Annotated in this window: 23 protein-coding genes and 1 riboswitch; of the genes, 15 read left to right on the top strand and 8 right to left on the bottom strand. The window is 65.2% G+C overall.

Annotated elements, in window-relative coordinates; genetic code table 11:
* Positions 1–112 precede the first annotated feature (112 nt).
* Both AB3X94_RS25780 and AB3X94_RS25775 read left to right on the top strand, forming a co-directional pair.
* Positions 113–733: a hemolysin III family protein gene (locus AB3X94_RS25780; protein ID WP_176105111.1), complete on the top strand. Its 621-nt coding sequence runs from the start codon at positions 113–115 to the stop codon at positions 731–733.
* 225 nt (positions 734–958) lie between these two features.
* Positions 959–2,515 carry a DEAD/DEAH box helicase gene (locus AB3X94_RS25775; RefSeq protein WP_368613086.1) on the top strand — a complete coding sequence of 519 codons (1,557 nt, stop codon included), beginning with the start codon at positions 959–961 and terminating at the stop codon, positions 2,513–2,515.
* 63 nt (positions 2,516–2,578) lie between these two features.
* Here the strand turns inward: AB3X94_RS25775 and AB3X94_RS25770 are convergent, their stop codons facing one another.
* The 4 genes from AB3X94_RS25770 to AB3X94_RS25755 form a co-directional block, all read right to left on the bottom strand.
* Entirely contained in the window at positions 2,579–3,112 is a 534-nt protein-coding gene (locus AB3X94_RS25770) for a hypothetical protein (RefSeq protein ID WP_176105109.1), read from the bottom strand.
* A 109-nt stretch (positions 3,113–3,221) separates the two neighbouring features.
* Positions 3,222–4,049 (bottom strand): ferritin-like domain-containing protein, encoded by an 828-nt coding sequence (locus tag AB3X94_RS25765; protein WP_176105108.1) that lies wholly within the window; start codon positions 4,047–4,049, stop codon positions 3,222–3,224.
* A 333-nt stretch (positions 4,050–4,382) separates the two neighbouring features.
* Positions 4,383–5,753, bottom strand: a complete 1,371-nt coding sequence (locus tag AB3X94_RS25760; protein WP_368613085.1) for an MFS transporter — start codon at positions 5,751–5,753, stop codon at positions 4,383–4,385.
* A gap of 185 nt (positions 5,754–5,938) precedes the next feature.
* The gene (locus AB3X94_RS25755; RefSeq protein WP_368613093.1) at positions 5,939–7,579 is read right to left on the bottom strand and encodes a gamma-glutamyltransferase family protein; all 1,641 of its coding nucleotides are present in this window, start codon (positions 7,577–7,579) and stop codon (positions 5,939–5,941) included.
* A 338-nt stretch (positions 7,580–7,917) separates the two neighbouring features.
* On the opposite strand from AB3X94_RS25755, the gene AB3X94_RS25750 reads away from it, so the two are divergent.
* The 3 genes from AB3X94_RS25750 (at position 7,918) to AB3X94_RS25740 (ending at position 9,959) form a co-directional block, all read left to right on the top strand.
* Positions 7,918–8,697 (top strand): DeoR/GlpR family DNA-binding transcription regulator, encoded by a 780-nt coding sequence (locus AB3X94_RS25750; RefSeq protein ID WP_176121795.1) that lies wholly within the window; start codon positions 7,918–7,920, stop codon positions 8,695–8,697.
* Between the two features lie 308 nt (positions 8,698–9,005).
* Positions 9,006–9,203, top strand: a complete 198-nt coding sequence (locus AB3X94_RS25745; protein ID WP_013090475.1) for a hypothetical protein — start codon at positions 9,006–9,008, stop codon at positions 9,201–9,203.
* Between the two features lie 102 nt (positions 9,204–9,305).
* The gene (locus AB3X94_RS25740; RefSeq protein ID WP_368613084.1) at positions 9,306–9,959 is read left to right on the top strand and encodes a TetR/AcrR family transcriptional regulator; all 654 of its coding nucleotides are present in this window, start codon (positions 9,306–9,308) and stop codon (positions 9,957–9,959) included.
* Between the two features lie 57 nt (positions 9,960–10,016).
* On the opposite strand, the gene AB3X94_RS25735 is transcribed toward AB3X94_RS25740, so the two are convergent.
* The gene (locus tag AB3X94_RS25735) at positions 10,017–10,376 is read right to left on the bottom strand and encodes a hypothetical protein (RefSeq protein WP_246391772.1); all 360 of its coding nucleotides are present in this window, start codon (positions 10,374–10,376) and stop codon (positions 10,017–10,019) included.
* A gap of 214 nt (positions 10,377–10,590) precedes the next feature.
* On the opposite strand from AB3X94_RS25735, the gene glpD reads away from it, so the two are divergent.
* From glpD to AB3X94_RS25720, 3 genes are all read left to right on the top strand, one after another.
* Complete coding sequence (gene glpD, locus AB3X94_RS25730; RefSeq protein ID WP_368613083.1) at positions 10,591–12,120, top strand: glycerol-3-phosphate dehydrogenase; 1,530 nt, start codon at positions 10,591–10,593, stop codon at positions 12,118–12,120.
* A 168-nt stretch (positions 12,121–12,288) separates the two neighbouring features.
* Entirely contained in the window at positions 12,289–13,788 is a 1,500-nt protein-coding gene (gene glpK, locus AB3X94_RS25725) for a glycerol kinase GlpK (protein ID WP_368613082.1), read from the top strand.
* A gap of 132 nt (positions 13,789–13,920) precedes the next feature.
* The gene (locus AB3X94_RS25720) at positions 13,921–14,607 is read left to right on the top strand and encodes an HAD family phosphatase (RefSeq protein WP_176105100.1); all 687 of its coding nucleotides are present in this window, start codon (positions 13,921–13,923) and stop codon (positions 14,605–14,607) included.
* Between the two features lie 97 nt (positions 14,608–14,704).
* On the opposite strand, the gene ribB is transcribed toward AB3X94_RS25720, so the two are convergent.
* The gene (ribB, locus tag AB3X94_RS25715; protein WP_368613081.1) at positions 14,705–15,424 is read right to left on the bottom strand and encodes a 3,4-dihydroxy-2-butanone-4-phosphate synthase; all 720 of its coding nucleotides are present in this window, start codon (positions 15,422–15,424) and stop codon (positions 14,705–14,707) included.
* 149 nt (positions 15,425–15,573) lie between these two features.
* Positions 15,574–15,757: riboswitch (FMN riboswitch) on the bottom strand.
* Positions 15,758–15,895: 138 nt separating this feature from the next.
* Positions 15,896–16,603 (bottom strand): helix-turn-helix domain-containing protein, encoded by a 708-nt coding sequence (locus AB3X94_RS25710; protein ID WP_176105098.1) that lies wholly within the window; start codon positions 16,601–16,603, stop codon positions 15,896–15,898.
* 409 nt (positions 16,604–17,012) lie between these two features.
* On the opposite strand from AB3X94_RS25710, the gene miaB reads away from it, so the two are divergent.
* From miaB to lnt, 6 genes are all read left to right on the top strand, one after another.
* Positions 17,013–18,398, top strand: a complete 1,386-nt coding sequence (miaB, locus tag AB3X94_RS25705; RefSeq protein ID WP_368613080.1) for a tRNA (N6-isopentenyl adenosine(37)-C2)-methylthiotransferase MiaB — start codon at positions 17,013–17,015, stop codon at positions 18,396–18,398.
* Between the two features lie 61 nt (positions 18,399–18,459).
* Positions 18,460–19,545, top strand: coding sequence for a PhoH family protein (locus tag AB3X94_RS25700; protein WP_368613079.1), 1,086 nt, complete (start codon positions 18,460–18,462; stop codon positions 19,543–19,545).
* 90 nt (positions 19,546–19,635) lie between these two features.
* Positions 19,636–20,097, top strand: a complete 462-nt coding sequence (gene ybeY / locus AB3X94_RS25695; protein WP_176105095.1) for an rRNA maturation RNase YbeY — start codon at positions 19,636–19,638, stop codon at positions 20,095–20,097.
* A gap of 35 nt (positions 20,098–20,132) precedes the next feature.
* Positions 20,133–20,792, top strand: coding sequence for a gamma-glutamylcyclotransferase (locus tag AB3X94_RS25690; RefSeq protein WP_176105094.1), 660 nt, complete (start codon positions 20,133–20,135; stop codon positions 20,790–20,792).
* 219 nt (positions 20,793–21,011) lie between these two features.
* On the top strand, positions 21,012–21,917 hold the full coding sequence (locus AB3X94_RS25685; protein ID WP_176105093.1) for an HlyC/CorC family transporter: 906 nt from the start codon (positions 21,012–21,014) through the stop codon (positions 21,915–21,917).
* A 119-nt stretch (positions 21,918–22,036) separates the two neighbouring features.
* Positions 22,037–23,794, top strand: a complete 1,758-nt coding sequence (gene lnt / locus AB3X94_RS25680; protein ID WP_368613078.1) for an apolipoprotein N-acyltransferase — start codon at positions 22,037–22,039, stop codon at positions 23,792–23,794.
* An 87-nt stretch (positions 23,795–23,881) separates the two neighbouring features.
* Here the strand turns inward: lnt and AB3X94_RS25675 are convergent, their stop codons facing one another.
* Positions 23,882–24,496: a glutathione S-transferase C-terminal domain-containing protein gene (locus AB3X94_RS25675; protein ID WP_176105091.1), complete on the bottom strand. Its 615-nt coding sequence runs from the start codon at positions 24,494–24,496 to the stop codon at positions 23,882–23,884.
* A gap of 211 nt (positions 24,497–24,707) precedes the next feature.
* On the opposite strand from AB3X94_RS25675, the gene AB3X94_RS25670 reads away from it, so the two are divergent.
* Positions 24,708–26,114, top strand: a complete 1,407-nt coding sequence (locus tag AB3X94_RS25670) for an aminopeptidase P N-terminal domain-containing protein (RefSeq protein ID WP_368613077.1) — start codon at positions 24,708–24,710, stop codon at positions 26,112–26,114.
* The last annotated feature ends 3 nt before the right edge of the window (positions 26,115–26,117 follow it).

The raw sequence follows: 26,117 nt of genomic DNA, 5'->3' as shown, positions 1-26,117 counted from the left end.
GGGCGCGGCCTGCGAGTTTCGCGGCCGCGCCCTTCGTTTTTTCAGTACCGGTATCATGTGGGCCTGTTTGTGTTGGTGGTCGCCTTCGTGGACCGTGCAGGAGGAAAGAGTCGTGCCCTTTGGTGAGCGTTTGAACAGCATTACCCATCTCGTCGGCGCCGTGCTGTCGGTGGTGGGGCTGGCGGCGCTCGTCACGATGGGCGCGCTCGCCGGCGACGCGTACAAGGTCGTCAGCTTCAGCGTGTATGGTGCGATGCTGTTCGTGCTGTATGCGATCTCGACGCTGTATCACAGCGTCAGCCATGCGCGACTGAAGGCGATTCTGCAGAAATGCGATCATTCGGCGATCTACCTGCTGATCGCCGGCAGTTACACGCCGTTCACGCTCGTCACATTGCGTGGACCGTGGGGCTGGTCGCTATTCGGCGTGAGCTGGGGGCTCGCTGCCCTCGGCATCGTGCAGGAACTCACGCTCGGGCGACGCACCCGCAGCGTGTCGATGGTGCTGTATGTGTTGATGGGATGGCTCGCGCTCGTAGCTGTCCGCCCGCTGGTGCAGGCATTGCCGGCCGCGGGTACCGCGTGGCTCGTGGCCGGCGGCGTCATCTACAGCGCCGGCATCTATTTCTTCATCAACGACGAGCGCATCCGCCACGGACATGGTATCTGGCACCTGTTCGTACTGGCGGGCAGTCTGTGTCAATTCGTCAGTGTCGCGCGCTATGTCGCGTGACGTTCCACGGCGACGAATTGCAACTTAAGGCCAGTCGACGTGTCTGCATAGCGCGTTGAAACATTCGGCACATCTGTGAGCGTGCCGCCGATTTCTCCGTGAACGGAACCGGGCTGCGGCCTCGCACACGCCATGCGGGCGTGTCGATGCCGCGCTGGTTTTTCCGCGTTGGGGTCCTATGGGCTCAGCGGGGCCGTTCGCGAAACTGCATTGCAAAGAGCTTTTATGTCTTTTGATTCCCTCGGCTTGTCCGAACCGCTGGTCCGCGCTGTCAATGAACTCGGCTATACCAGCCCGACTCCGATCCAGACTCAGGCGATCCCGGCCGTGCTCAACGGCGGCGATCTGCTCGCCGGCGCGCAAACCGGCACCGGCAAGACCGCCGGCTTCACGCTGCCGATCCTGCAGCGCCTGAATTCGATGGCGCCGGCCGCCGGCGGCAAGCGCGTGGTGCGCGCGCTGATCCTCACGCCGACGCGCGAACTCGCCGCGCAGGTCGAAGAAAGCGTGCGTGCGTACGGCAAGTATCTGAAGCTGAAGTCGACCGTGATGTTCGGCGGTGTCGGCATCAATCCGCAGATCGATGCGCTCAAGCGCGGCGTTGACATCGTCGTCGCGACGCCGGGCCGTCTGCTCGATCACATGCAGCAGAAGACCATCGACCTGTCGCATCTCGAGATTCTCGTACTCGACGAAGCCGACCGCATGCTCGACATGGGTTTCATCCACGACATCAAGCGCGTGCTCGCGAAGCTGCCGCCGAAGCGCCAGAACCTGCTGTTCTCGGCGACCTTCTCCGATGAGATCAAGGCGCTCGCCGACAGCCTGCTCGATTCACCGGCGCTGATCGAAGTCGCGCGCCGCAACACGACGGCCGAAACGGTCGCGCAAAAGATTCACCCGGTCGATCGCGACCGCAAGCGCGAGCTGCTCACGCATCTGATCCGGCAGCACAACTGGTTCCAGGTGCTCGTGTTCACGCGCACCAAGCACGGCGCGAACCGCCTCGCCGAGCAGCTGACGAAGGACGGCATCAGCGCGCTCGCGATCCACGGCAACAAGAGCCAATCGGCCCGCACGCGCGCGCTCGCCGAGTTCAAGGACGGCACGCTGCAGGTGCTGGTGGCAACCGACATCGCGGCGCGCGGCATCGATATCGATCAGCTGCCGCACGTGGTCAACTTCGATCTGCCGAACGTGCCGGAAGACTACGTGCACCGCATCGGCCGCACGGGTCGCGCGGGCGCGACGGGCGAGGCGGTGTCGCTCGTGTGCGTCGATGAACTGCAGTTGCTGAAGGACATCGAGAAGCTGATCAAGCGTCCAGTCCCGCAGGAAGTGATCGCCGGTTTCGAGCCGGATCCGACCGCGAAGCCGGAGCCGATCCAGCGACGCGGCCAGGGTGGCGGCGGGCGTTCGCAGCGCCAGGGACAAGGCGCGGGGCGTCGTGACGGCGCTGCTGGTGGTGGCGCATCGGCCAAGCCGGCTCAAGGCTCCGGTCAGCGTTCGGGACAGCGTGCGTCGAACGCTCAGCCCGCGCCGCGGCCGCAAGGTGCGAAGCCGGCCGGCAATGGCGGTCAGCCGCGTCGCGATACTCAGCGGCACGACGATCGGCCGCGTGCCGCCGCGCATGATGGCGCTCCCGCGCACCACGCGCCGCGCAAGCCTCAAGGCAATCGTTCGCCCAACGGCAATCCGGGCGCGTTGCTCGGCGGCGGCGTGAAGCGCAACGATGCGCCGCGTGGCGCGCAACCGTCGCGCAACGGCGACCGCGGCCGTTAAGCGCCGCTCGGCCTAAGGGCTGCCAGCGTGCGTACCAGCCATTAGCGCTTCCCTGCTCGAAGACTAACGGCTGCTCGCGGCGGCAGCCCGCTTCAAATGCTCGATTTGCTGTTCCCATCGCTCGAGCGCCGCACTCCCCTCTCCCTGCAATTCGAACGTGATGCCGCCCGTCAGGCGCGCATAACGGGCGCTTTGCGCTTCCGCTGTGTCGATCGAGCCGAGCAGATAGACGAGGCCGCTGTCATCGCCCGCAACACCGGGCAGCGGCGCGATACGCAATTGCACCTGATAGAACGCCGCATCGCATACAAAGCTCAGCGCCGCGCGCCCGCTTTGCGCAATCGCGCCCGTCGCGCGCGCCTGCGGCCATAGCGCAATGCACAGCGTGCGCGAGTCGGGTGCATAGAGTTCGCCGACGCTCAGCAGCGATGTGCGCACGTGCCCGTTCGCATCGACGCTCAACAGCGAGGCGGTGAAGCCCACCTTGTCCGCAAGCGACGAACCGTCGAACAACGCGCGCACGTTGGCCGGCCATTCGTCGAACACATTCTGTTCGAGCGGACGCGCGGACGGTGATGCGGAGGAGGAATCGCTCATGCCATCGATCCAGTCGAAGAGGGGGGTAAAGCTCAATCATGCCTCGAAAAAAGCAAAGCCCGCTGATGCGGGCTGATGCGGGCTTTGCTCTTTGCTTCGCTTTCAAGGCTCAGCGAAAGAACACATGCTGCGTGATCTTCGCGAGCGGATAATGCACACCCGGCTGAATGCGCGCCGGCAGATCGAGCGGCTTGAGCAGCATCTTCACGCACATGTCGGCGGACAGATTGCGCCGCACCAGCTTATTGATACGCGCCGCGCGCTCGCGGTTATATGCGGAGTCGTGCACGCGCTCCGGATAGCGAATCGCGAACACGTGGCGCAATGCGATCTCTGAATCTTCGTTCTTGATTTCCATCACGCGACGCATCAACGCGCCGAGCACCGCGAGCCGGCCGTTGCCCTCGATCCGGTTGTACTTCTTGAAGTACTTGAAAAAGTGCTTGTAATGACGGACTTCGTCGGTGCGGATGTTGTCGGTGATCTGCTTGAGCACCGGCTCATCCGAGCATTCGTTGATCGCTCGATACAGCGTCGCGGTACCCGTTTCGACTACGCAACGCGCGACCATCTCGAGCGCCCGGGTCTTTTCGAAATCGTCGACCGAGCACGTCAGCGAATACTCGCCCATGAAATTGCGGAACGCGGTGTGCCAGTCGAACTCGGGCCATACATACGCGATATAGGTCTGCAGCGCCCGGCCGTGCTGCATTTCCTCGGGCTCCCACTCGTGGTTGAGCCAGGCCGAGACCTCCGGATCGTCGTTGAAAAATGTACTCAGATTGCTGGTGTAGAGATCAGTGCCGCTTTCGATGAACGAGGCCGCGCACAGCAACAGCAGCAGGTCTTCGTTGGCCGCGGCCTTCTGCCGGTCGATGCGCGTCAGATCGATGTCCTCGATCCGCCAGGGCATGACATGGTTCAGCTCCGTGTGCATTGTGTCTTGCTCCCATGCTGTACCGACCCGTGGAGTTCTTCGCAACCGCCCCCGCGCTCGCCGTGATGTTCTCCGTGCCGGATACAACGCCGTGAATTAGAGTTGGGCCCTTGTACCCTGCATGTTAGCCGGAGATATCCGACCATGCAGTTCACACAGCACAGACCATGCCGCAACGACGCAGTTCCGATTCCAAGATGGTCGAAATCTTGCAGCGGATTAAAAACGATGTCCGCAAGGCAAAAAAAGCCAGCCCAAAAGGCTGGCTTTTCGGACACAACCCAGGTCCGGCCGGGTTGGAGACACGGGCGCCCCCAGGCGGCCCGCTCTTCCTCAGGCAGCTTGTACCTCGCCCGAGACGGGACGCACTCGACGCATGCGCCGCGCAACGATGATCAGCGATGCGCCCGAAAGCACCGCCGCAAGCAGCACGTAATAACTCGGCGCGAGTTTGTCGCCGGTCAGATGAATGAAGGTTTCGACGATGGTCGGCGCGAAGCCGCCGAAGATCGTCACGCCGATGCTGTAACCGATCGAAAGGCCAGTCGAGCGTACCTGGGTCGGGAAGATCTCCGACATCAGCGCGGGCATCGGCCCCGAGTACGAGGCCTTGAAAATACCGGCGACGCCTTGCAGCACGAGCAGCCAGCCAATCGTCGGATGTGTCTGCAACCATGCGAACATCGGATAGATCAGCAGGCCCATCAGGATCGACGTGCTCAGCATGATACGAATTCGGCCGATGCGATCGGACAGCGCGCCCATGATCGGTGAGAAGATGAACTGCATGCCGCCGTTCAGCACGACCACGCCGAACGAGGCGGCCGCCGCCATATGCAGCTGCTTGACCGCGTAGAGCGGCATGTAGAGCTGCAGCACGTACACCCCGACCGTCGACTGCGCAACGATGCCGATCGCGAGCAGCAGGTTGACCCACTGATTCGCGAACGACGCGTCCTTCGATCCGTTCACGGCCTTGTGTTCGCCGGCCGCTTCGCTAGCCGCCCGCTCTTCACGCAATGCGAGGAATTCGGGTGTCTCGTCCAGATGCGAGCGAATGTAGTAGCCGACCGGCCCGACCAGCAGACCGAACACGAACGGCACACGCCAGCCCCAGCTGTTCAGGTGCTCGGCCGGCAGCCACGCGGTCAGCAGCGAACCGAAGGCCGCCGCGGTGATCGCCGCGAGACCCTGGCTCGCGAACTGCCAGCTCGCGTAGTAGCCGCGCCGCGTCGCGCTGTGTTCGACCATGAACGCGGTCGCGCTGCCGAACTCGCCGCCGACCGCGAAGCCCTGCACGAGCCGCGCGAACAGCACCAGCAGCGGCGCCGCGAGACCGATCGTCGAAAACGGTGGCATCACGGCCATCGTGAAAGTACCGACCATCATCAGCGCGATCGCGAGCGTGAGCGCCGCTTTGCGGCCCTTGCGGTCGCCGTACACGCCGAGCACGATCGCGCCGAGCGGGCGCATCAGGAACGAGATGCCGAAGGTGGCGATCGCGAGCAGCGTCGACAGCCACTCGTCCTGCATCGGGAAGAACTGTTTCGCGATGATCGTCGCAAAGTAGCCATAAACCAGGAAGTCGAACCACTCGAGCGCGTTGCCAATCGACGACGAGAAAACGATCCGCCGCACCATCGCTTTCGAAAGCGGCGCGGCGTGAGGCGAAGCGCTTGTCGAATGCGACGCGGGGGTGTTCATGATGGTCTCCTGCGTGTCTGCTGCGTGATAGCTGTGTCGGGCGCGGCTTCGCCTGCATCGGCGGGGCGGCTGGTGGGCGCGCATTGGCGCGGCATACGGAATGCCGCGCGTTCGTCGCCTGTTGCCCGGGTGTCTGAGCTGAGCTCCGGTGTGGACCTCAGCTCCGCGCGTTGCCTCGTCGTGGCCTAGAAGCCGGCCGCCAGACCGTCGCGGCGGCTGTCGCTGGCCGCTACGTAGCCGCGCTCCGGCTCGTTGCGAGCGAGCTTCCAGATGAACTGGCCGGAGCCGAAGTCCATGTACGGATCGTCGACCGACTTGATCGTGTGGCCGAGCTTCTGCAGGCCCTCGGTGGTCTTCGGATCGAGCGTCGACTCGATATCGACCGTGAAGTCGCGGTTGACCTTCCAGCGCGGCGCATCGCACGCGGCCTGCGGCTGCTGTCCGTAGTCGAGCATGCGCACCACCGTCTGCAGATGGCCTTGCGGCTGCATGTCGCCGCCCATCACGCCGAAACTCATCACCGCTTCCTGCTGGCCGTTCACCTGCTGCGTGAGGAACGCCGGAATGATCGTGTGGAACGGCCGCTTGCCGCCCTCGACGACGTTCGGCGACTTCGGGTCCATCGAGAAGCCGCAGCCGCGGTTCTGCAGCGCGATGCCGCTCTCGGGCACCACGACACCCGAGCCGAAGCCCATGTAGTTCGACTGGATGAAGCTGACCATCATGCCGCTCTCGTCCGCGGCCGACATGTAGATCGTGCCGCCCGCCTTCGGCATGCCGAAGTCGAAGTGCGTCGCGCGCTTCGGATCGATCAGCTTCGCGCGTGAGCTCAGATACGCGTCGTCGAGCATCTGCTCGGGCGTGACTTCCATCGAGCGCGGATCGGCGACATAGCGATACACGTCGGCAAACGCGAGCTTCATCGCTTCGATCTGCAGATGCTGCGACTCGACGCTGTCGACCTTCAGCGACTTCACGTCGAACTTTTCCAGGATGCCGAGCGCAACCAGCGCCGCGATGCCCTGGCCGTTCGGCGGAATCTCGTGCACGGTGTAGCCGCGATAGTCCTTGCCGATCGGCTCGACCCAGTCAGCGCGGTAGTTGCGCAGATCGTCGGCGCTCAGCGCGCCGCCGCCTGCGCGCGCGAACGCGGCAATCCGCTCCGCGATCTCGCCTTCGTAGAACGCGCGCGGGCCTTGCTCGGCGAGCAGGCGCAGCGTCTTCGCGTGACCGGGGAAGCGCACCAGCTCGCTGACCTCGGGCGCGCGGCCGCGCGGCATGAAGGTTTGCGCGAAGCCCGGCTGGTCCTTCAGCTCCGGCACCGCGGCTGCCCACTTGTAAGCGACGATGCTCGCCACCGCGTGACCGCGCTCGGCGATTTCGATGGCCGGCTCCATCAGCTCGGCGAACGGCAGCTTGCCGAACTTCTGGTGCAGCGCTTCCCAGCCGGCGATCACACCCGGCACGGTGACCGCATCCCAGCCGCGCTTCGGCTGCTGCGCGAGGCCGTTTTCCTCGCCATATTTGCGCTTGAAGTAATCGACGTTCCACGCGGCCGGCGCTACGCCCGACGCGTTCAGACCATGCAGCTTCTTGCCGTCCCACACGAGCGCGAAGGCGTCGCCGCCCAGGCCGCACGACACCGGCTCGACCACCGTGATCGCGGCGGCGGCCGCGATGGTCGCATCGACGGCATTGCCGCCTTTCCACAGCATGCGCAGCCCGGCCTGCGCGGCGAGCGGGTGCGAGGTCGAAACGATATTGCGTGCGAATACGGGCAGACGTTGCGTCGGATAAGGGTTTTGCCAGTTGCTGAAGCCAGTCATGTCGAACACTCTCGAAAGCGCGGCCGGCACGAAAAAGTCGCCGGACATCAGGGGAAAGGTTGTAAAGCAGGTAAATCGCGAAACCCAGGATTGCATCGCGAAGCGCGCCAAAAAACAAATTCATTTATTAAATGAATAAATGCGAAATGCGCCTGAACGAGGGGATCGAGCAAATCCGTAGTGCTCGCGGCGAATTCCAGCGGACTGCGCCAGTTGGCGGACAGGGGGCACGATGGTCTTACAATAGCCGCAACCGCGTTCGTCGACGGCTGGCTTTCGGCCAGCCGCTCGATGACGACGACGGACCGCGCCGACACAACAGCCACGACACACCACACATGACACGAGACCCCCGCCTGACTCTCAACGCCCGGCAACAGGAATTGCTGGAGTGGGTGCAACGCGACGGCTTCGTGACCGTGGACGACCTCGCGAGCCACTTCGACGTCACCCCGCAGACGATCCGCCGCGACGTCAACTGGCTCGCCGATATGAACCTGCTGCGCCGCTATCACGGCGGCGCCAGTCTGCCGACCAGTTCCGAGAACGTCTCCTACACCGCGCGCCAGCGCATGTTCCATGAAGAGAAGCGACGCATCGCGGCGCTGGTGGCCACTCACATTCCGGACCAGGCATCGCTGTTCATCAACCTCGGCACGACCACCGAGGAAGTGGCACGCGCGCTGAACCGCCACCGCGGCTTGCGCGTGATCACGAACAATCTGAACGTCGCGAGCATGATGAGCGGCTACCCGGACTGCGAAGTGCTGGTGACGGGCGGCATCGTGCGACCGTGGGACAAGGGCATCGTCGGGGAACTGGCGATCGACTTCATCCGTCAGTTCAAGGTCGATTTCGCGATCATCGGCACGTCGAGCATCGAAACGGACGGTACGCTGCGCGATTTCGATACGCGCGAAGTGCGTGTCGCCGAGGCGATCATCGAGCACGCGCGCACCGTTTTCCTCGCCGCCGATCACTCCAAGTTTGGCCGTCCCGCGCTAGTTCGCCAGGGACATCTCGAGCAGATCGACGCGCTGTTCACCGACGCCGCCCCACCCGCCGACATGGCCGAGGCTCTGAACGCCGCGAATTGTCAAATCTACATCGCCGGATAATTCCAGGCGTTCTCCGCCATGCTGCGGTGCACGCAAAACCTCGCGTGAAATCAAGAATTTGGCTGCAGGGCCGGACCGCCTATCGCGCGGCCAATTGTCAAATGGAAAATTTACGGGGACCATGTTGGCGTTTCATCGGTGCTCGCCTAAACTCCAGTTCCCCAGCGTACGTTGCGAGTTTCGCACGGCGTCGGTTGTGTGAACCTGTCGTGTAAGCCGTACCTCCCGACCTGATCTTTAGCGGACCCCCGCCCCGACCTACCGGTCGACTGCAAGGCTGTCCGCAATTTGCTGACATGGAGAGAACGATGCTGAGTCCGCATGAATTCGCCACGTTGTTGCTCGTCAAGGACGCCCCCAACCAGGTCGAAATGGACCGAGAAGAACTCGACGCGTTGCTCGAACGCCAACTGGTGCAACTCGAACGCCTCGCATCGGGCAACGAAGAATGGCGCGTGACGGAAACCGGCGACACCGCATTGCGGGCCATCAAACGTTATTCGTGAGTTTTCCCTGCAGTTGACAGCGGGCCGCCTTCGCGGCCCTTTGTTGTGCGCATCTCATTTACACAGTAAATTCGCGCGACGGACTTCTTCCCGACCTCGCGCATGCCCAAGACGCTCTCCGCCGACGACATACAGCAGTTTCGCGAAGCGATGCGACGCGTCGCGGAAAACGCGTTTGCGACCCGCGGCGCACAAGGCGTGACGATGCGCGAGCTGGCGAAAGAGCTCGGCTGCAGCGCGATGACACCGTATCGCTATTTCCGCGACAAGGAAGAAATTCTGGCGATGGTCCGCGCCGCCGCGTTCAACCGCTTCGCCGCGCGCCTCGAAGCGGTCGCGAAAGCGATCCCCGCGAACGCCCCCGCCATCGATCACAGCGCCGTCAGCCGTGCCTATGTCGACTTCGCGCTCGATGAGCCGCACGCCTATCGTTTGATGTTCGATCAGACGCCGCAACAGCAAGGCGCTTACCCCGAGCTGGCCGCGGCGTCGCAACGCGCGTGGCGCCTGCTGGAAGCGCACTTCGAGCGGCTCGTCGAGGCGGGTGTTCTCGAAGGCGATCCGCGTCTGATCGGCTACGCGTACTGGACGAGCCTGCACGGCTTCACGATGCTCGCGCTCGCGAACCAGTTGCCGCCGCCGGCGGCCCGACACGCCGATTCCGCCGACGACGGCGCACATGAGCCGTCGCGCGAAGCGGTGTTCGCGCAGATCCTGCGCATGCTGTGGCGCGGAGCGTTGGCGCCGCAAAAGTGAACCGGTGCGCCTGGCAGGCGGCGCGAGAGTCGGGCCCGCCAGTCAACCCGCTGCCACTTAGCCGCTACGCAAGGTCGGGTCGACAGTCGCCCGCCAGCTGAGCGCCCTTGCGCGCTGCTCGTTGAAGAACTCGACCCACTGGTTGCGCACCTTCGGATCGCTGCTCGTCCCCTCGCTCGCATGGCGCTGCGCGATCGACGCCTGGAACGCGCAGAAGTCGTCGTTCGACAGCCGGCCGCGCCGGTTCGCCACATAGGCATCGAAGAACGTCTCGTAGACGATCTGCGCGTCGTGGCCGTAGTCGACGGTCTGCGGCGAGCACATCTTCTGCAACGCCTCGAACGACGTCGCGCCCCTCGTCCCTTCCAGACTCGGCGTACTCACGCATCCTGCCAGAAGCGCGGCAGCGCCGATCATCAAAAATCCTCGCATTCATCACCTCGAAATGGCTGCTGCCAAGAGTATCGTCCGCGCTCGCGCGTTACGCCACTCGGTCGCCATTCGATCCACGTTCGTGCAAATCAAGCGAACTTTACTTTTTCGAATATGTTCATTAAAGTTCGAAAACGAACATGATTCGTTCAATTTGCTTTCCAACTGACTTCCAGATTCGATCCAGAGGGCTCAGCAGGTGACGCAAGGCACGAAATACGATTTGCTCGTCGTCGGTGGCGGGATCAACGGCGCCGGCATCGCCCGCGACGCGGCCGGCCGCGGCTTGTCGGTGCTGCTGTGCGAGCAGGACGATCTGGCCGCGCACACGTCGTCGGCGAGCACCAAGCTGATCCACGGCGGGCTGCGCTACCTCGAGTACCGCGAGTTCGGGCTCGTGCGCAAAGCGCTGCAGGAGCGCGAAACGCTGCTGCGCGCAGCGCCGCACATCATCTGGCCGCTGCGCTTCGTGATGCCGCACATGCCCGAACTGCGCCCCGCCTGGCTGATCCGCGCGGGTCTGTTCCTGTACGACCATCTGGCTAAACGCGAGCTGCTGCCGGGCTCGCGCGGCATCGTGATGAGCCGGCATCCGGCCGGCGCGCCACTCGTCGAAACGATCAAGCGCGGCTTCGTTTATTCGGACGGCTGGGTCAACGACGCGCGCCTCGTCGTGCTGAACGCGCTCGACGCGCACGAGCGCGGCGCGACGATCCTCACGCGCACGAAGCTGCTCAACGCCGTGCGCGCGGGCGGCGAGTGGCGCGCGCAACTGCAACGCGCGGACGGCACGACTCTCGACGCGCGCGCCGCCGCGATCGCGAACGCGGCGGGCCCGTGGGTCGGCGAGCTGCTGCAAGGCGCGCTCGGCCGGCCGTCGTCGCATAGCGTGCGGCTCGTCAAGGGCAGCCACATCGTCACGCGGCGCCTGTTCGAGCACGACCACGCGTACATCTTCCAGAACCCGGACAAGCGGATCATCTTCGCGATTCCCTATGAGCACGACTACACGCTGATCGGCACGACCGACCTCGAATATCGCGGCGACCCGTCGCAAGTCGCGATCGACGCCAACGAAACGCAGTACCTGTGCGATTCGATCAACCGCTACTTCAGGCAGAAGATCTCGCCCGCCGACGTGCGCTGGAGCTATTCGGGCGTACGCCCGCTGCTGGAGGACGAGAACGCGGACAATCCGTCGGCGGTCACGCGCGACTACTCGCTCGAACTCGATGCGCCCGCGAACGAGGCGCCGCTGCTGTCGGTGTTTGGCGGCAAGATCACGACCTTTCGCAAGCTCGCCGAGCAGGCCGTCGATACGGTCACCGACGCGCTGCACCACGGCGCGCCCGCGTGGACCGCCGACGCGCCGCTGCCGGGCGGCGAGATCGCGCAGGCGAACTTCAATCGCTTCCTCGGCGAGTTCTCGCGCGAACATGCGTGGCTGCCGGCATCGCTCGCGCATCGGCTCGCGCGCGCGTATGGCACGCGCGCGAATCGCGTGATCGGCTCGGCGCACTCGCGCGCCGAACTCGGTCGCGAGTTCGCGCCGGGTCTGCACGAAGCCGAGCTGATTTATCTGCGCGATACCGAATGGGCGCGCACCGCGCAGGACGTGCTGTGGCGCCGCTCGAAGCTCGGCCTGCATGTCGAGCCGGACACGCTCGAGCAAATCACGCGCGACATCGACGCGTGGTTCGCGCGCGAACCGGTCCGGCAGAGCGCCTAGGCGACGCGGCAGACGACACCCGACGAGTGGAGCCGGCCACCCACCGCAGCTTCGGCTGGACGACGCCGGCACGCACCCTCAAACTATGGCGGCTCGCTCACAACAACACGCCGCTCGCATCGCCGGCCAAACGATCCGGCGATCCATAACATGCATGGAGAAGAGACAATGCAGGATCAGTACGTCCTCGCGCTTGATCAAGGCACCACCAGCTCACGCGCGATGCTGTTCGACCGGCGCGGCAACGTCGTGTCGAGCGCGCAAAAGGAATTCCAGCAGATCTACCCGCAGCCTGGCTGGGTCGAGCACGATCCGCAGGAAATCTGGTCGACCCAGGCCGGCGTCGCCGCCGAGGCGGTCACGCGAGCCGGCATGAACGGCACGTCGATCGCGGCGATCGGCATCACGAACCAGCGCGAAACCACGATCGTGTGGGATCGCGAAACCGGCCACCCGATCTACAACGCGATCGTCTGGCAGGACCGCCGCACCGCCGACTTCTGCGACGAACTGAAAGCGCAAGGTCTCGAAGCGAGCGTGCGCGCGAAGACCGGTCTGCCGATCGACTCGTACTTCTCGGCGACCAAGATCCGCTGGATTCTCGACAACGTCGAAGGCGCGCGCGAAAAAGCGCGTCAGGGCCGGCTCGCGTTCGGCACCGTCGACAGCTGGCTCATGTGGAATTTCACGAAGGGCGCGCTGCACATCACCGACGTAACCAACGCGTCGCGCACGATGCTGTTCAACATCCATACGCTGAAGTGGGACGACGAACTGCTCGCCGCACTCGACGTTCCGCGCAACATGCTGCCGGAAGTGCGGCCATCGTCGGAGGTGTACGGACCGACGGTGACCACCGTGTTCGCATCGAAGATTCCGCTCGCGGGCATCGCCGGCGATCAGCACGCCGCATTGTTCGGCCAGATGTGCACCGAGTCCGGCATGGTCAAGAACACCTACGGAACCGGCTGCTTCCTCGTGATGAACACGGGCGCCAAACCGATCGAATCGAAGAACAATCTGGTCACGACGATCGCCTGGCAGATCGGCGAGCGTATCGACTACGCGCTCGAAGGCAGCATCTTCATCGCCGGCGCGGTGGTGCAGTGGCTGCGCGACGGCCTCGGCATCATCAGGAGCGCGGCCGAAATCGAAACGCTCGCGCGCAGCGTGCCGCATTGCGACGGCGTGTATCTCGTGCCTGCGTTCGCCGGCCTCGGCGCTCCGCACTGGAACGCGCATGCGCGCGGCACGCTGTTCGGGCTCACGCGCGGCACGACCTCCGCGCATATCGCGCGTGCGGCGCTCGATTCGATCGCATATCAATCGCTCGATGTGCTGAAGGCGATGGAAGCCGACTCGGGCATTCGCATCGGCGAACTGCGCGTGGATGGCGGCGCGTGCGCGAACAATCTGCTGATGCAGTTCCAGGCCGACATCCTCGGCGTCGACACGGTGCGCCCCCAGGTGTCCGAGACGACGGCGCTAGGCGCCGCCTATCTGGCCGGTCTCGCGGTCGGCTACTGGAAGGATATCGACGAGTTGAAAAGCCAGTGGAAGCTCGAGCATCGCTTTACGCCGGCGCTGCCGCACGCGGAGGTCAGGACCTGCCTCGATGGCTGGCAGCGCGCGATCCGCGCGGCGAAGGCGTGGGCCGATACACCGTAAGGTCGTCAGGCCGCGGGCACGCAGAACATCGAAAGGACATGGTCCGAAAGCACGTATGATGTCGCTTTTCACCCCGGCGAGCGGGCCCCGCAACCCGCCGCCCGCGCGCGTTGCGCTTATCGTTTTTCAGGCATGATCGACCACCTCATCTGTGACTGCGACGGCGTGCTCGTCGACAGTGAAGTCATCGCCGATCGCGTGATGTTCGACACGCTGACGGCCACCTTTCCCGGCATCGATTTCGCCCCCGTCATCAAAACCGCGTTCGGCCAGCAAACCTCGCGCTTTCTCGCCGGCCTCGAAAAGCAGTTCGACATCACTCTGCCCGCGAACTTCCTCGATACGATCGAGCACAACGTCGAGCTCGCGCTCGCCGCGTCGCTCGGTCCGATCCACGGTGTGCGCGACGCGCTGCAGCGCGTGACGCTGCCGGCCGCAGTCGTGTCGAACAGCCGCATGACACGTGTGAGCGCATCGGTGCGGCGGGCCGGTCTGCAGCAGATTTTCGGCGAGCGGGTGTTCAGCGCCGAGCAGGTCGCGCGGCCAAAGCCCTATCCCGATGTCTATCTGTTCGCGGCCACGTCGCTCGGCGTCGAGCCCGCGCGCTGCCTCGTCGTCGAAGACAGCGTCTCGGGCCTGAACGCGGCGCGCGCGGCCGGCATGAAGACGATCGCCTTCGTCGGCGCGAGCCATATTCCGGACGGCTATGCGGATGCGCTGCGCGCGATGGGCATCACGCGAATCATCAAGCATATGGATGAACTGCCGGCGCTGATCGACGCGGGCGTGCGCGGCGAGTTCGGCGACGTGCAGTCGTAGCGGTTTCGCGCAACGCCGATAAAAAAGCCGGTTCTTCTTGCGAAGAACCGGCTTTTTGCGTCATGGCACTGCGTGCCGCTCGAAGCATGATGGCCCGTCAAGCCTCGGCCAGCGCGCCCTCGCGCACCCGCGCGAGCGTCTCGCGAAACTCGACCAGCTCGGCGATCGTCAGCATCGGCAGATCGTGTTGCGCGGCAAAGCGTTCGACGTCCGCACCGCGCGTCATCGTGCCATCGGCGTTCATCAGTTCGCACAGCACGCCGGCCGGCGTCAGGCCCGCGAGGATCGCCAGATCGACGGTGCCTTCGGTGTGGCCGCGCCGTGCCAGCACGCCGCCGGGCATCGCGCGCAGCGGGAACACGTGGCCAGGGCGCACGATGTCGGCGGGCGTGGCCGTATCGGCGATCGCAGCGCGGATCGTAGTCACGCGATCCTGCGCGGACACGCCGGTGCTGACGCCTTCGCGCGCTTCGATCGACACAGTGAACGCGGTGCCGTGACGGCTTTCGTTGTTGACGGCCATCGGCGGCAGTTCGAGCGCGCGGATCTTGTCGTCGGGCAGGCACAGACACACGATGCCGCTGCATTCGCGGATCAGGAGCGCCATCGTTTCGACCGACAGGCGCTCGGCCGCGACGATCAGATCGGCTTCGTTCTCGCGGTCGTGGTCGTCCTGCAGCACCACGGCGCGACCCTCGCGCAGTGCCTGCAAGGCGGCGGCGATACGCGGCGGAACGGCTTCGGTGGCAAGCAGGGGAAGATCGGCGAAGGCATCGTCTGCAATCGTCGACGGAGCGGGAAAAGTAGCAAAGGACATGTTGAAACGCTCATCGCAAAAGTTGGGCGAAAAACGTTTCAGGGCATTGCAAACAGACTGACGCGCTGCCGCCTGGCACGCCGCACGAAAGCGGACGATAGTCAGCCGCCCAAGCTACGGGCGGCATCGCGGAACGCACATGACTATCTGCACATCTTCTTCCATCCGGACTATCACCGTCGGCTCTGGCTTCTGACCAGATCTGCTGACCCCGCCGCAATCTCCGCTACTGCGAAGACCACTCGATGCGGGCGCTCGCGGGCTTGCCGGCTCACGCTGTCGCGCTGTCGGCCTACCGCCGGTGGGGAATTGCACCCCGCCCTGAAGACGCACTGATTGCCGGTTTGACCGGCCGGCGAAGCATACAACAGTCGCGCAAGCGCTGCAGCGCGACGAACAAAGACCCTACTGGCGGCGTTGGCCCTGCATCGACGCCCCGAGCTGCCCCAGAACCTCGAATGCCGTGGATTCTCAACCCGGCACGCCTTCGCACGCAGCCTCATCGCGCGCGGCGCTCGCGGCCCGCACTTCCCAGCGCGGCGGCGCCTCAGCTCGCAGCGTCACGCGAAACGCGCGCGCCTCGGTGTCGCCGGGATTGCGCAGGCTGTGCGGCTGGTCGGCGTCGAACACGATCGCGTCGCCGGTCGCGAGCAGCTGGCGCTGGTCGTGCACGCTGACTTCGAGCGTGCCGTCGCTGACCACCAGATTCACCGTCGTGCCCGGCGCGCGGCGAATGCCCGCCTCCGTATGCAGCGGCGCGATCCGCAGCTCGTGAAACTCGGCGGCGATCGACTCGTCGTCGGGATACAGCGGGCGCACCGAGTAGCGCCCGTTCGCGCTGACCACGCGGGCCGAACGCTCGGCCGGCAGATGCTCGAAGCCGTTGGTCGCGTGACGCCGCAGGAACGCCGCCACCGACACCTTCAGCGCCGCCGCCACCTTGCACAGCACTTTGATCGACGGCACGCTGCGCGCCGACTCGATTTGCGCGAGCATCGCGCGCGACACGCCGGACGCGCGCGCCAGCGCATCGAGCGAAAGCTGGCGTTCGGCGCGCAGCCGCGCCAGATTCACGCCGACCAGCTGTTCGAGCGCATCGAACGGTTCGGCAGAGCGCGGCGCGGCGTTGGTATCGCCATCGGCCGAAGGATCGCGGACCAGCGCGAGCGGGGAATGCATATTGGCCTCCAGAGCGCCGCCCAGCGGCGCAAGAGCAGTAAGTGGAGGCAAGATAGCATCGGCTCTCGCCGCGCCCAACGAAGTTATCGTCACACTGTTATCAGCATGGCGGAGGCAAGCAACTGACGACTCACGCGCCTTGGGCGAACGTGCGCGCGCTGCTCGATTTCCTCGCCGAGCGCTTCGCGCAGGTGTCGGATCAACCGGGAAGCCCGCTGGGACTGCCGCTGGAGCAGCCAATGAGCGCCTCATGAGCGCTAAAACCCCCGCAGCGTGAAGGGCTATAATATGCAGTTACGCTGCAGAGACACGCGCAAGCCGGCCATCAAGCGCCGCGCTGCCCCGCGCCGCGGCCTCCTTCACCTTTTTACGACGCCCCCAGGTTAACCACTGCGACCGGCGAAATTCGATGACCAAGAAAGTTTATGTAAAAACCTTTGGCTGCCAGATGAACGAGTACGACTCCGACAAGATGGTCGACGTGCTCGGTGCCGCTGAAGGACTCGTCAAGACCGACACGCCGGAAGACGCCGACGTGATCCTGTTCAATACCTGCTCGGTGCGCGAAAAAGCGCAGGAAAAAGTCTTCTCCGACCTCGGCCGCGTGCGCGAGCTGAAGGACGCGAATCCGAATCTGATCATTGGCGTGGGTGGCTGCGTCGCTAGCCAGGAAGGCGCATCGATCGTCGCGCGCGCGCCGTACGTCGATATCGTGTTCGGTCCGCAAACGCTGCACCGCCTGCCGCAGATGATCGACGAGCGTCGCGCGAGCGGCCGCGCGCAGGTCGATATTTCGTTTCCCGAAATCGAGAAGTTCGATCACCTGCCGCCGGCGCGCGTCGAAGGTCCGAGCGCGTTCGTGTCGATCATGGAAGGCTGCAGCAAGTACTGCAGCTACTGCGTCGTGCCGTACACGCGCGGCGAGGAAGTGTCGCGTCCGCTCGACGACGTGCTGACCGAAATCGCCGGCCTCGCCGACCAGGGCGTGCGCGAAGTCACGCTGCTTGGCCAGAACGTGAACGCTTATCGTGGCAAATTCGGTGGCGCGCTTACGGTCGGTTCGACCGAGATCGCCGACTTCGCGACGCTGATCGAATACGTCGCGGACATCCCCGGCATCGAACGGATTCGCTACACGACGTCGCATCCGAAGGAATTCACGCAGCGCCTGATCGACACTTATGCGAAGGTGCCGAAGCTCGTCAGTCACCTGCATCTGCCCGTGCAGCACGGCTCCGACCGCATCCTGATGGCAATGAAGCGCGGCTACACCGTGCTCGAGTACAAGTCCGTGATCCGCAAGCTGCGCGCGATCCGCCCGGATCTGTCGCTGTCGACGGACATGATCGTCGGCTTCCCCGGCGAGACCGAGGAAGACTTCGCGAAGATGATGGCGCTCGTCGAAGAGATGAAGTACGACACGAGCTTCTCGTTCATCTACAGCCCGCGCCCCGGTACGCCGGCCGCGAACCTGCACGACGACACGCCGCGCGAGGTGAAGCTGAAACGTCTGCAGCATCTGCAGGCCACGATCGAAGAGAACGTGCAGCGCATCAGCGACGCGATGGTCGGCAAGGTCGAGCGCATTCTGGTCGAGCGCCCGGCGCGCAAGGACCCGAACGAGCTCGCGGGCCGCACCGAGAACAACCGCGTCGTCAATTTCCCGGCGTCGGTGGCGTCGCATGCACGGCTGATCGGTCAGATGGTCGACGTGAAGATCGTGCACGCGTACCCGCACTCGCTGCGCGGCGAACTGGTGATGGTTCACGACGACGGCGCCGCCGTGACGCACTGAGCACGCTAAGCGCACTGACCGACATTCTGAGTATCGCAACCGACAGGATCGACTCACCGCCTTGAAGACCACTCAGCAGCATCTGGAATTCACCGCACCGCGCGATGACAACGCGCGGCTCGCCAACCTCTGCGGACCGCTCGACGAAAATCTGCGGCAGATCGAGCAGGCGCTCGACGTGACCCTGCAGCGCCGTGGCCACCGCATCACGATCCGCGGGCGCGGCGCGAAACTCGCGCTCACCGCGCTCGAAAACTTCTACAACAGCGCACGCGAGCCCTTGTCAGTCGACGACATCCAGCTCGCGCTCGTCGAAGTGCGCCATCCGGCGCGCCATCGTTCGAACGGCAACGGCAATGGCAATGGCGGCGACGCCGTCGACACGCGCTTCACCGGCAATCCCGATCATCCGTTCGACCAGCCCGCCGATGCCAATGCGAGCGAAGACGACTTCGAGGAATACGGCCCGAAGCTGTACACGCGGCGCGCGGATTTGCGCGGCCGCACGCCGGCGCAACGCGAGTACCTGAAGCAGATCGTGTCGCACGACGTCACCTTCGGCGTCGGCCCGGCCGGCACCGGCAAGACCTACCTCGCGGTGGCCTGCGCGGTCGACGCGCTCGAGCGCGACCAGGTCAAACGCATCGTGCTGACGCGCCCGGCCGTCGAAGCAGGCGAGCGGCTCGGTTTTTTGCCGGGCGATCTGGCGCAAAAGGTCGATCCGTATCTGCGTCCGCTGTACGACGCGTTGTATGACCTGCTCGGCTTTGACAAAACCGCGAAGATGTTCGAGCGGCAGATGATCGAAATCGCGCCGCTCGCGTACATGCGCGGCCGCACGCTGAATCACGCGTTCATCATCCTCGACGAGGCGCAGAACACCACGCCCGAGCAGATGAAGATGTTCCTCACGCGGATCGGCTTCGGCTCGAAGGCGGTCGTCACCGGCGACACGACCCAGGTCGACCTGCCGCGCGGCCAGAAGAGCGGGCTGATCGAAGCGCAGCAAGTGCTCGCGAACGTGCGCGGCATCGCGCTCACGCGCTTCACGAGCGCGGACGTGGTGCGCCATCCGCTGGTCGCGCGAATTGTGGAGGCGTACGATGCGCATGCGCAGAAATCGACCGCCGCGGCCGATTCGCGCTAAAGCGATGCGCTTCGCAGCGCGAGGCCCGCGTGGCCTCGCCGCCACGCCGCAAAAAACGACTGAGCCACGAACGCCACGCACAGAAACCGCATGAGCCGCACCCCAAAACTAACGCTGAGCCTGCAATTCCCCGCTGCCAAAGCCTGGCCGGAACACAAGGCGCTACTGCCGCGCGCGACGGTGGCCGGCTGGATCAAGGCGGCGCTGTTCGCGGACGGCGAACTGACGGTTCGCTTCGTCGACGCCGAAGAAGGCCGCACGCTGAACCGCACCTATCGCGGCAAGGACTATGCGACCAACGTGCTGACCTTCGCCTATGCCGAATCGGAAGACGACCCGGTGACGGGCGATCTGATTCTGTGCTGCCCGGTGATCGAGAAGGAAGCCGCCGAGCAGGGCAAACCGCTTGCCGCGCATTACGCGCACCTGCTCGTGCACGGCACGCTGCATGCACAAGGCTACGACCACGAGGTTGAAGAAGAAGCCGAGGAAATGGAGGCGATCGAAACCGAAATCCTCGCCAGGCTCGGCTTTCCGGACCCTTATCAATAGACGTCCCCGCCCCTCCTCCAACCGCCCCCCCCCCCGTGAGCACTCCGTCCCCCGAAACCGAGATTCCCGTGCGCTGTCCGGACTACCCGCCGGTGCTCGGCGACTCGCGGCTTCTGACTGACGACGAACTGCGCGCGTCGCTTGAATGCACGTTGCGCGGCTGGGACCGCCAGAGCGATCTGTGGCTGTTCGGCTATGGCTCGCTGATCTGGAACCCGGGACTGCCCACCGTCGAAGCGATGCGCTCGAAGGTGCACGGCTATCACCGCGGCCTCTATCTGTGGTCGCGTGTGAATCGCGGCACGCCCGAGCAGCCCGGCCTCGTGCTCGCGCTGGATCGCGGCGGCTCGTGCACCGGCATGGCGTTCCGGCTCGCAGCCGATGGCTCGATGCCGCATCTCGAAGCACTGTGGCGCCGCGAAATGCCGATGGGCTCGTACCGTCCCGCGTGGCTGCCGTGCGTACTCGCGGACGGCCGGCGCGTCGACGCGCTCGCCTTCGTGATGCGCCGCGACGTGCCGAGCTACACCGGCAAGCTGCGCGACGACATCATTCAGACCGTGCTGGGCTGCGCGAGCGGCCGCTACGGCACGACTTTCGACTACGTAAGCCGTACCGTGCATGCGCTGCGCGAAAGCGGCATGCCGGACCGCGCGCTCGAAGCGCTGCTCGCGCGCTGCAAGCCGGTCGTGTAATTTCGTCATCTCGGCGAAAACCCCACCCGCGACTTTTTTGCCGGCGAGCGCTTTTGACCGCGTAATCGGTTAGGATGATTCCACGCTCCGCCTTCGCGGCGCGGCCGTTTCACCTCGGCTTCACTCATCGCCAGGCCCGGCCGGACACGGTTCCGCCATGTGCCTGGTGTATCCTTAACGCTCTGTAACAGCGCGCCCAGTCTCGCCGGGCGCACTACCATGAACGACACGTATCCCAGTCGACGCCATACCGGACGCCATCTCGACAAACCGCAGGAAAAGCGCTCGCTGCTCGAACGCCTGACCGACTTCATCTCGCCCGAACCCGACTCGCGGGCCGAACTTCTGGAAATTCTGCAGGACGCGCACGAGCGCAACCTGATCGACGCCGACTCGCTGTCGATGATCGAAGGCGTGTTCCAGGTCTCGGAACTGAGCGCGCGCGACATCATGGTGCCGCGCGCACAAATGGACGCGATCAACATCGCCGACAATCCCGCCGAATTCATCCCCTACGTGCTCGAGAAAGCGCATTCGCGCTATCCAGTCTACGAGGGCAATCGCGACAACATCATCGGCGTGCTGCTCGCGAAAGATCTGCTGCGCTACTACGCCGAAGAAGAATTCGACGTGCGCGGCATGCTGCGCCCGGCCGTGTTCATCCCCGAGTCGAAGCGGCTGAACGTGCTGCTGCACGACTTTCGCGTGAACCGTAACCACCTCGCGGTGGTCGTCGACGAATACGGCGGCGTCGCGGGCCTGATCACGATCGAAGACGTGCTGGAGCAGATCGTCGGCGACATCGAGGACGAATACGATTTCGACGAGGAAAGCGGCAACATCATCGCGTCGCCGGACGGACGCTTCCGGGTGCGCGCGCTGACCGAGATCGAGCAGTTCAACGACACCTTCGGCACGCATTATTCAGACGAAGAAGTCGACACGATCGGCGGGCTGGTCACGCATCACTTCGGCCGGGTGCCGCATCGGGGCGAGAAAGTGCGCCTCGACGATCTGATCTTCGAGATCCTGCGCGGTGACGCCCGCCAGATCCACATGCTGCTGGTGCGCCGCGACCCGCTCGCGGGCCAGCGCGAACGCGAGTCGCAGCACGTGCAGACCTGAACCGGCGGCTCGGGCCGATGCACGGCCCGAGCGCCCGCGCGTTGTTATTGCGGGCGCATGTGGCCGACTCGTTTGCCTGCTGATTTACCCTTTCAACTTCCGACGCCGACCGCGCAACAATGGCCGACCCGATCACTTCCCGTTCGCACCGCGGCGTGAGCGCTCCCGCCCCCGCTGCCACCGACGACGTCACGCGCAGCCGCGCGCTGCCGCGCTGGCACTACCTCGTCGCACTGGCCGCGGGCGCGGCCAATACGCTGTCGTTCGCGCCGACGCCGCATGGCGGCTGGCTGCAACTCGCGATCTTCGTGTTCTTCTTCGCGTGGCTCACGCGCAGCACCGGCTGGAAAAGCGCCGCGCTGACGGGCGGCGCGTTCGGCTTCGGCAACTTCGTGAGCGGGGTCTGGTGGCTGTATGTGAGCATGCACTACTACGGCGGCATGCCGGCGCCACTCGCCGGCACGGCGCTCGTGCTGTTCTCGCTGTATCTCGCGCTCTACCCGGCGCTCGCCGCGGGGATATGGTCGTTCTGCGCGGGCCATGCGCGCAACGGCGCGGCCGACGACCGCGCGCCATTCTCGCCGACCTGGCACGGCGCGCTGGCTTTTGCCAGCGCGTGGGCGATCGGCGAATGGCTGCGCGGCACGGTGTTCACCGGCTTTCCCTGGCTCACCACCGGTTACGCGCAAGTCGACGGCCCGTTGGCCGGGTTTGCGCCCGTGGTCGGCGTATATGGCGTCGGCTGGATGGTCGCGCTGACGGCCGCGTTGATCGTGCAGGCATTGCTGGCGCTGCTGCCGTCGTGGCGCCCCGGGCGTGCCAATGAATCGCGCGAGCCGAACGCCGGCGCCGCTGGTGACGTCGACAGCCGCGCCGCGCGTGGCCGCGGCACGCGCGTTGCCGCCATCGCCGTGCCAGCCTGCGTCGCGCTCGCGCTGCTCGTGATCGGCCTGCTGCTGCCGCTCGTGCAGTGGACGACACCCGCCAATGCGCCGCTGACGGTGCGCCTGCTGCAAGGCAACGTGAAGCAGGAGATGAAATTCGAGGAAGCCGGCTTGCGCGCGGCGGTCGACGAGTATCAGAAAATGATCACGTCGAAGCCGGCCGATCTGATCGTCACGCCGGAAACCGCGATCCCCGTGCTCGCGCAGCAAATGCCGCCGAACTTCGCGGCCGCGATCCGCCAATTCACCGATTCGACCGGCAGCTCGCTGCTGTTCGGCGCGATCGGCGGCACGATCACGCCGGACGGCCGGGTGGTCGACTACACCAACAGCCTGTTCGGCGTCACGCCCGGCTCGCACGAAATCTACCGCTACGACAAGCACCATCTGGTGCCGTTCGGCGAATTCGTGCCGTGGGGTTTCCGCTGGTTCGTGAACCTGATGAACATTCCGCTCGGCGACTTCTTCCGTGGCCCGCCTGTGCAAAAGCCATTCATGGTGCATAACCAGCCGGTCGCGGTGAACATCTGCTACGAGGACATCTTCGGCGAGGAAATCGCGCGCACGCTGCGCGAGAACGCGACGCCCGCCGGCGTGCTGATCAACTCGACCAATCTCGCGTGGTTCGGCGACACGATCGCGCTCGACCAGCATCTGCAGATCGCGCGCATGCGCTCGCTCGAAACCGGCAGGCCGATGCTGCGCGCAACCAACACCGGGATGACCGCCGCGATCGACGCGAACGGCCGCGTGATCGGGCGCCTGACGCCATACACGGTCGGCTCGCTCGACGTCAACGTGCAAGGCACCGCCGGCAACACACCTTACGTGACGAGCGGCAACAACACGGTGCTCGCGGTGTCGGTGCTGCTGCTCGCGATCGGTTTCGCGTTCGGACCGGGGATCGCGCGGCGGCGCAACGGCAAGCGGTAACGCCGGCGCCCACGTCAAACGAACACCGCCCGCAAAAAAAATGCGCCTGACATGCAGGCGCATTTTTTTATGCTCATTCGAGCTTCATCAATCCTTCGGCGCCGTATCGATGAACGACTGCCGCTGCGACAGCTTCTGGAAGTGCTTGTCGAGGTTCGGATGCGCTTCGCGCCAGTTCAGTTCCGGCATACGGAAGTCCAGATAGCCGAGCGCACAGCCCATCGCGATGTCGGCCAGCGTGTAGTGATTGCTCGCGCACCACGGCTTGCTGCCAAGCCCCTGCGACATCGCGATCAGCGCTTCGTCGATCTTGCGCTGCTGCCGCGCGACCCATGCGTCCACGCGCTGCTCGGGCGCCCGCTGCGTGCTTTCGAGCCGGATGAGCACGGCCGCGTCGAGCACGCCGTCGGCGAGCGCCTCCCAGCAGCGCACTTCGATGCGCTCGCGCCCGGACGGCGGAATCAGCTTGCCCACCGGCGACAGCGTATCGACGTATTCGCAGATCACGCGTGAATCGAACACGGCTTCGCCGTCTTCCATCACGAGGCACGGCACCTTGCCGAGGGGGTTGAAGGTGTGAATCCGGGTATCCGGCGCCCAGACGTTCTCGGGCACCAGTTCGTAGTCGATCTTCTTGTCGGCGAGCACGATGCGCGCTTTACGCACATACGGGCTGCCGAACGAACCGATGAGTTTCATCATGACCTTCTGCCTTTTTCTGAATCCGGCGAAAGTATAAGTGGTCTAAGGCTTTCGCGAACGTGCTGGCGGCATCTTCGCGAACTGCTCGCCGAGCCGCTGTGGACGGATTGCAACATGACGGCGGCCGCCGCGCCGTCGGAATCCGCACAAAGGGAGTCGATGTCGTGCGCGGAGAATGGGGCCAGGAGACACGCGGCGCTACAATCGCACGATGAACCAGCCGACCGAACCCACCATCGCCATCGACGTCCACCGCACGCGCCGCGAGCGCGTTCTCGCCGCGCTGCGCGCCGCGGGCGGCGGCGTCGTCATCGTCCCGACCGCGCCGGAAGCGCTGCGCAACCGCGATGCCGACTATCCGTACCGCCACGACAGCTACTTCTATTATCTGACCGGCTTCACCGAGCCCGAAGCGCTGCTGGTGCTCGATGCCAGCGCTGCGCCCGGCGCGCCCGCGTCGGTGCTGTTCTGCCGCGAAAAGAGCGTCGAGCGTGAAACGTGGGAAGGCTTCCGCTTCGGCCCCGACGGCGCGCGCGAAGCATTCGGGCTCGATGCCGCGTTCCCGATCGGCGAACTCGACACGCAGTTGCCGCGCATCATCGCCGACAAGCCGGCGCTGCACTATGCGCTCGGCACCTCGGCGCATCTGGACGGGCAGGTGCGCGGCTGGCTCGACGCTGTGCGTGCGCAAAGCCGCAGCGGCACCGTCACACCCACGGCCGCGCGCGATCTGCTGCCATTGCTCGACGAGATGCGGCTCGTCAAGGACGACCACGAGCTCGCGATCATGCGCCGCGCCGGGCAGATTTCGGCGGCCGCGCATCGTCGCGCGATGGCGGTGTGCCGGCCCGGTATCCGCGAGTACGAACTCGAGGCCGAACTGCTCTATACGTTCCGCAAGTTCGGCGCGCAGGCGCCAGCCTATACGTCGATCGTCGCGGCCGGCGCGAACGCGTGCGTGCTGCACTACCCCGCCGGCAACGCGATCGCGCGCGACGGCGACCTGATCCTGATCGACGCGGCCTGCGAACTCGACGGCTATGCGTCCGACATCACGCGCACGTTCCCGGCGAGCGGCCGGTTCACGCCGGCGCAGCGCGAGCTGTACGACATCGTGCTGGCCGCGCAGCAGGCCGCCGTCGATGCGACGCGCGCCGGCGCGAGCTTCGACGATCCGCATCAGGCCGCGCTGCGCGTGCTGGCGCAGGGGCTGCTCGACACCGGCATCGTGCCGCGCGCGAAGTTCGCATCGGTCGACGACGTGATCGCCGAGCGCGCCTACGCGCCGTTCTACATGCACCGCACCGGCCACTGGCTCGGCATGGACGTGCACGACTGCGGCGACTACCGCGAGCGCGGCGCGCCGCGCGACGAAGCGGGCGCGCTGCCGTGGCGCACGCTGCGCGCGTCGATGACGCTGACGATCGAGCCGGGCCTGTACGTGCGCGCGGCCGAAGGTGTGCCCGAGCGCTACTGGAACATCGGCATCCGCATCGAGGACGACGCGATCGTCACGCCGACCGGCTGCGAGCTGATCACGCGCGACGTGCCGGTCGCCGCCGACGAGATCGAGGCGCTGATGCAGGAAGCACGAGCGGCTCATCAACAGAGGACCTGATCG

It is taken from the genome of Paraburkholderia sp. BR10923, from assembly GCF_040948765.1.
Classification (GTDB): Bacteria; Pseudomonadota; Gammaproteobacteria; order Burkholderiales; family Burkholderiaceae; genus Paraburkholderia; species Paraburkholderia youngii.
The sequence above is the reverse complement of the archived record's forward strand: the minus strand, read 5'-3'. Positions and strand labels throughout refer to the sequence as shown.

Bases quoted from the DNA above. Each gene is read 5' to 3' on its own strand.
- AB3X94_RS25745 (WP_013090475.1), top strand. From the start codon at position 9,006: ATGCTGAGTCCGCATGAATTCGCCACGTTGTTGCTCGTCAAGGACGCC.
- AB3X94_RS25720 (WP_176105100.1), top strand. From the start codon at position 13,921: ATGATCGACCACCTCATCTGTGACTGCGACGGCGTGCTCGTCGACAGT.
- AB3X94_RS25760 (WP_368613085.1), bottom strand. From the start codon at position 5,753: ATGAACACCCCCGCGTCGCATTCGACAAGCGCTTCGCCTCACGCCGCG.
- AB3X94_RS25765 (WP_176105108.1), bottom strand. From the start codon at position 4,049: ATGCACACGGAGCTGAACCATGTCATGCCCTGGCGGATCGAGGACATC.
- glpK (WP_368613082.1), top strand. From the start codon at position 12,289: ATGCAGGATCAGTACGTCCTCGCGCTTGATCAAGGCACCACCAGCTCA.
- AB3X94_RS25750 (WP_176121795.1), top strand. From the start codon at position 7,918: ATGACACGAGACCCCCGCCTGACTCTCAACGCCCGGCAACAGGAATTG.
- AB3X94_RS25675 (WP_176105091.1), bottom strand. From the start codon at position 24,496: ATGATGAAACTCATCGGTTCGTTCGGCAGCCCGTATGTGCGTAAAGCG.
- AB3X94_RS25770 (WP_176105109.1), bottom strand. From the start codon at position 3,112: ATGAGCGATTCCTCCTCCGCATCACCGTCCGCGCGTCCGCTCGAACAG.
- AB3X94_RS25775 (WP_368613086.1), top strand. From the start codon at position 959: ATGTCTTTTGATTCCCTCGGCTTGTCCGAACCGCTGGTCCGCGCTGTC.
- ybeY (WP_176105095.1), top strand. From the start codon at position 19,636: ATGAGCCGCACCCCAAAACTAACGCTGAGCCTGCAATTCCCCGCTGCC.
- miaB (WP_368613080.1), top strand. From the start codon at position 17,013: ATGACCAAGAAAGTTTATGTAAAAACCTTTGGCTGCCAGATGAACGAG.
- AB3X94_RS25755 (WP_368613093.1), bottom strand. From the start codon at position 7,579: ATGACTGGCTTCAGCAACTGGCAAAACCCTTATCCGACGCAACGTCTG.
- AB3X94_RS25670 (WP_368613077.1), top strand. From the start codon at position 24,708: ATGAACCAGCCGACCGAACCCACCATCGCCATCGACGTCCACCGCACG.
- AB3X94_RS25685 (WP_176105093.1), top strand. From the start codon at position 21,012: ATGAACGACACGTATCCCAGTCGACGCCATACCGGACGCCATCTCGAC.
- AB3X94_RS25735 (WP_246391772.1), bottom strand. From the start codon at position 10,376: ATGATCGGCGCTGCCGCGCTTCTGGCAGGATGCGTGAGTACGCCGAGT.
- ribB (WP_368613081.1), bottom strand. From the start codon at position 15,424: ATGTCCTTTGCTACTTTTCCCGCTCCGTCGACGATTGCAGACGATGCC.
- AB3X94_RS25710 (WP_176105098.1), bottom strand. From the start codon at position 16,603: ATGCATTCCCCGCTCGCGCTGGTCCGCGATCCTTCGGCCGATGGCGAT.
- AB3X94_RS25740 (WP_368613084.1), top strand. From the start codon at position 9,306: ATGCCCAAGACGCTCTCCGCCGACGACATACAGCAGTTTCGCGAAGCG.
- lnt (WP_368613078.1), top strand. From the start codon at position 22,037: ATGGCCGACCCGATCACTTCCCGTTCGCACCGCGGCGTGAGCGCTCCC.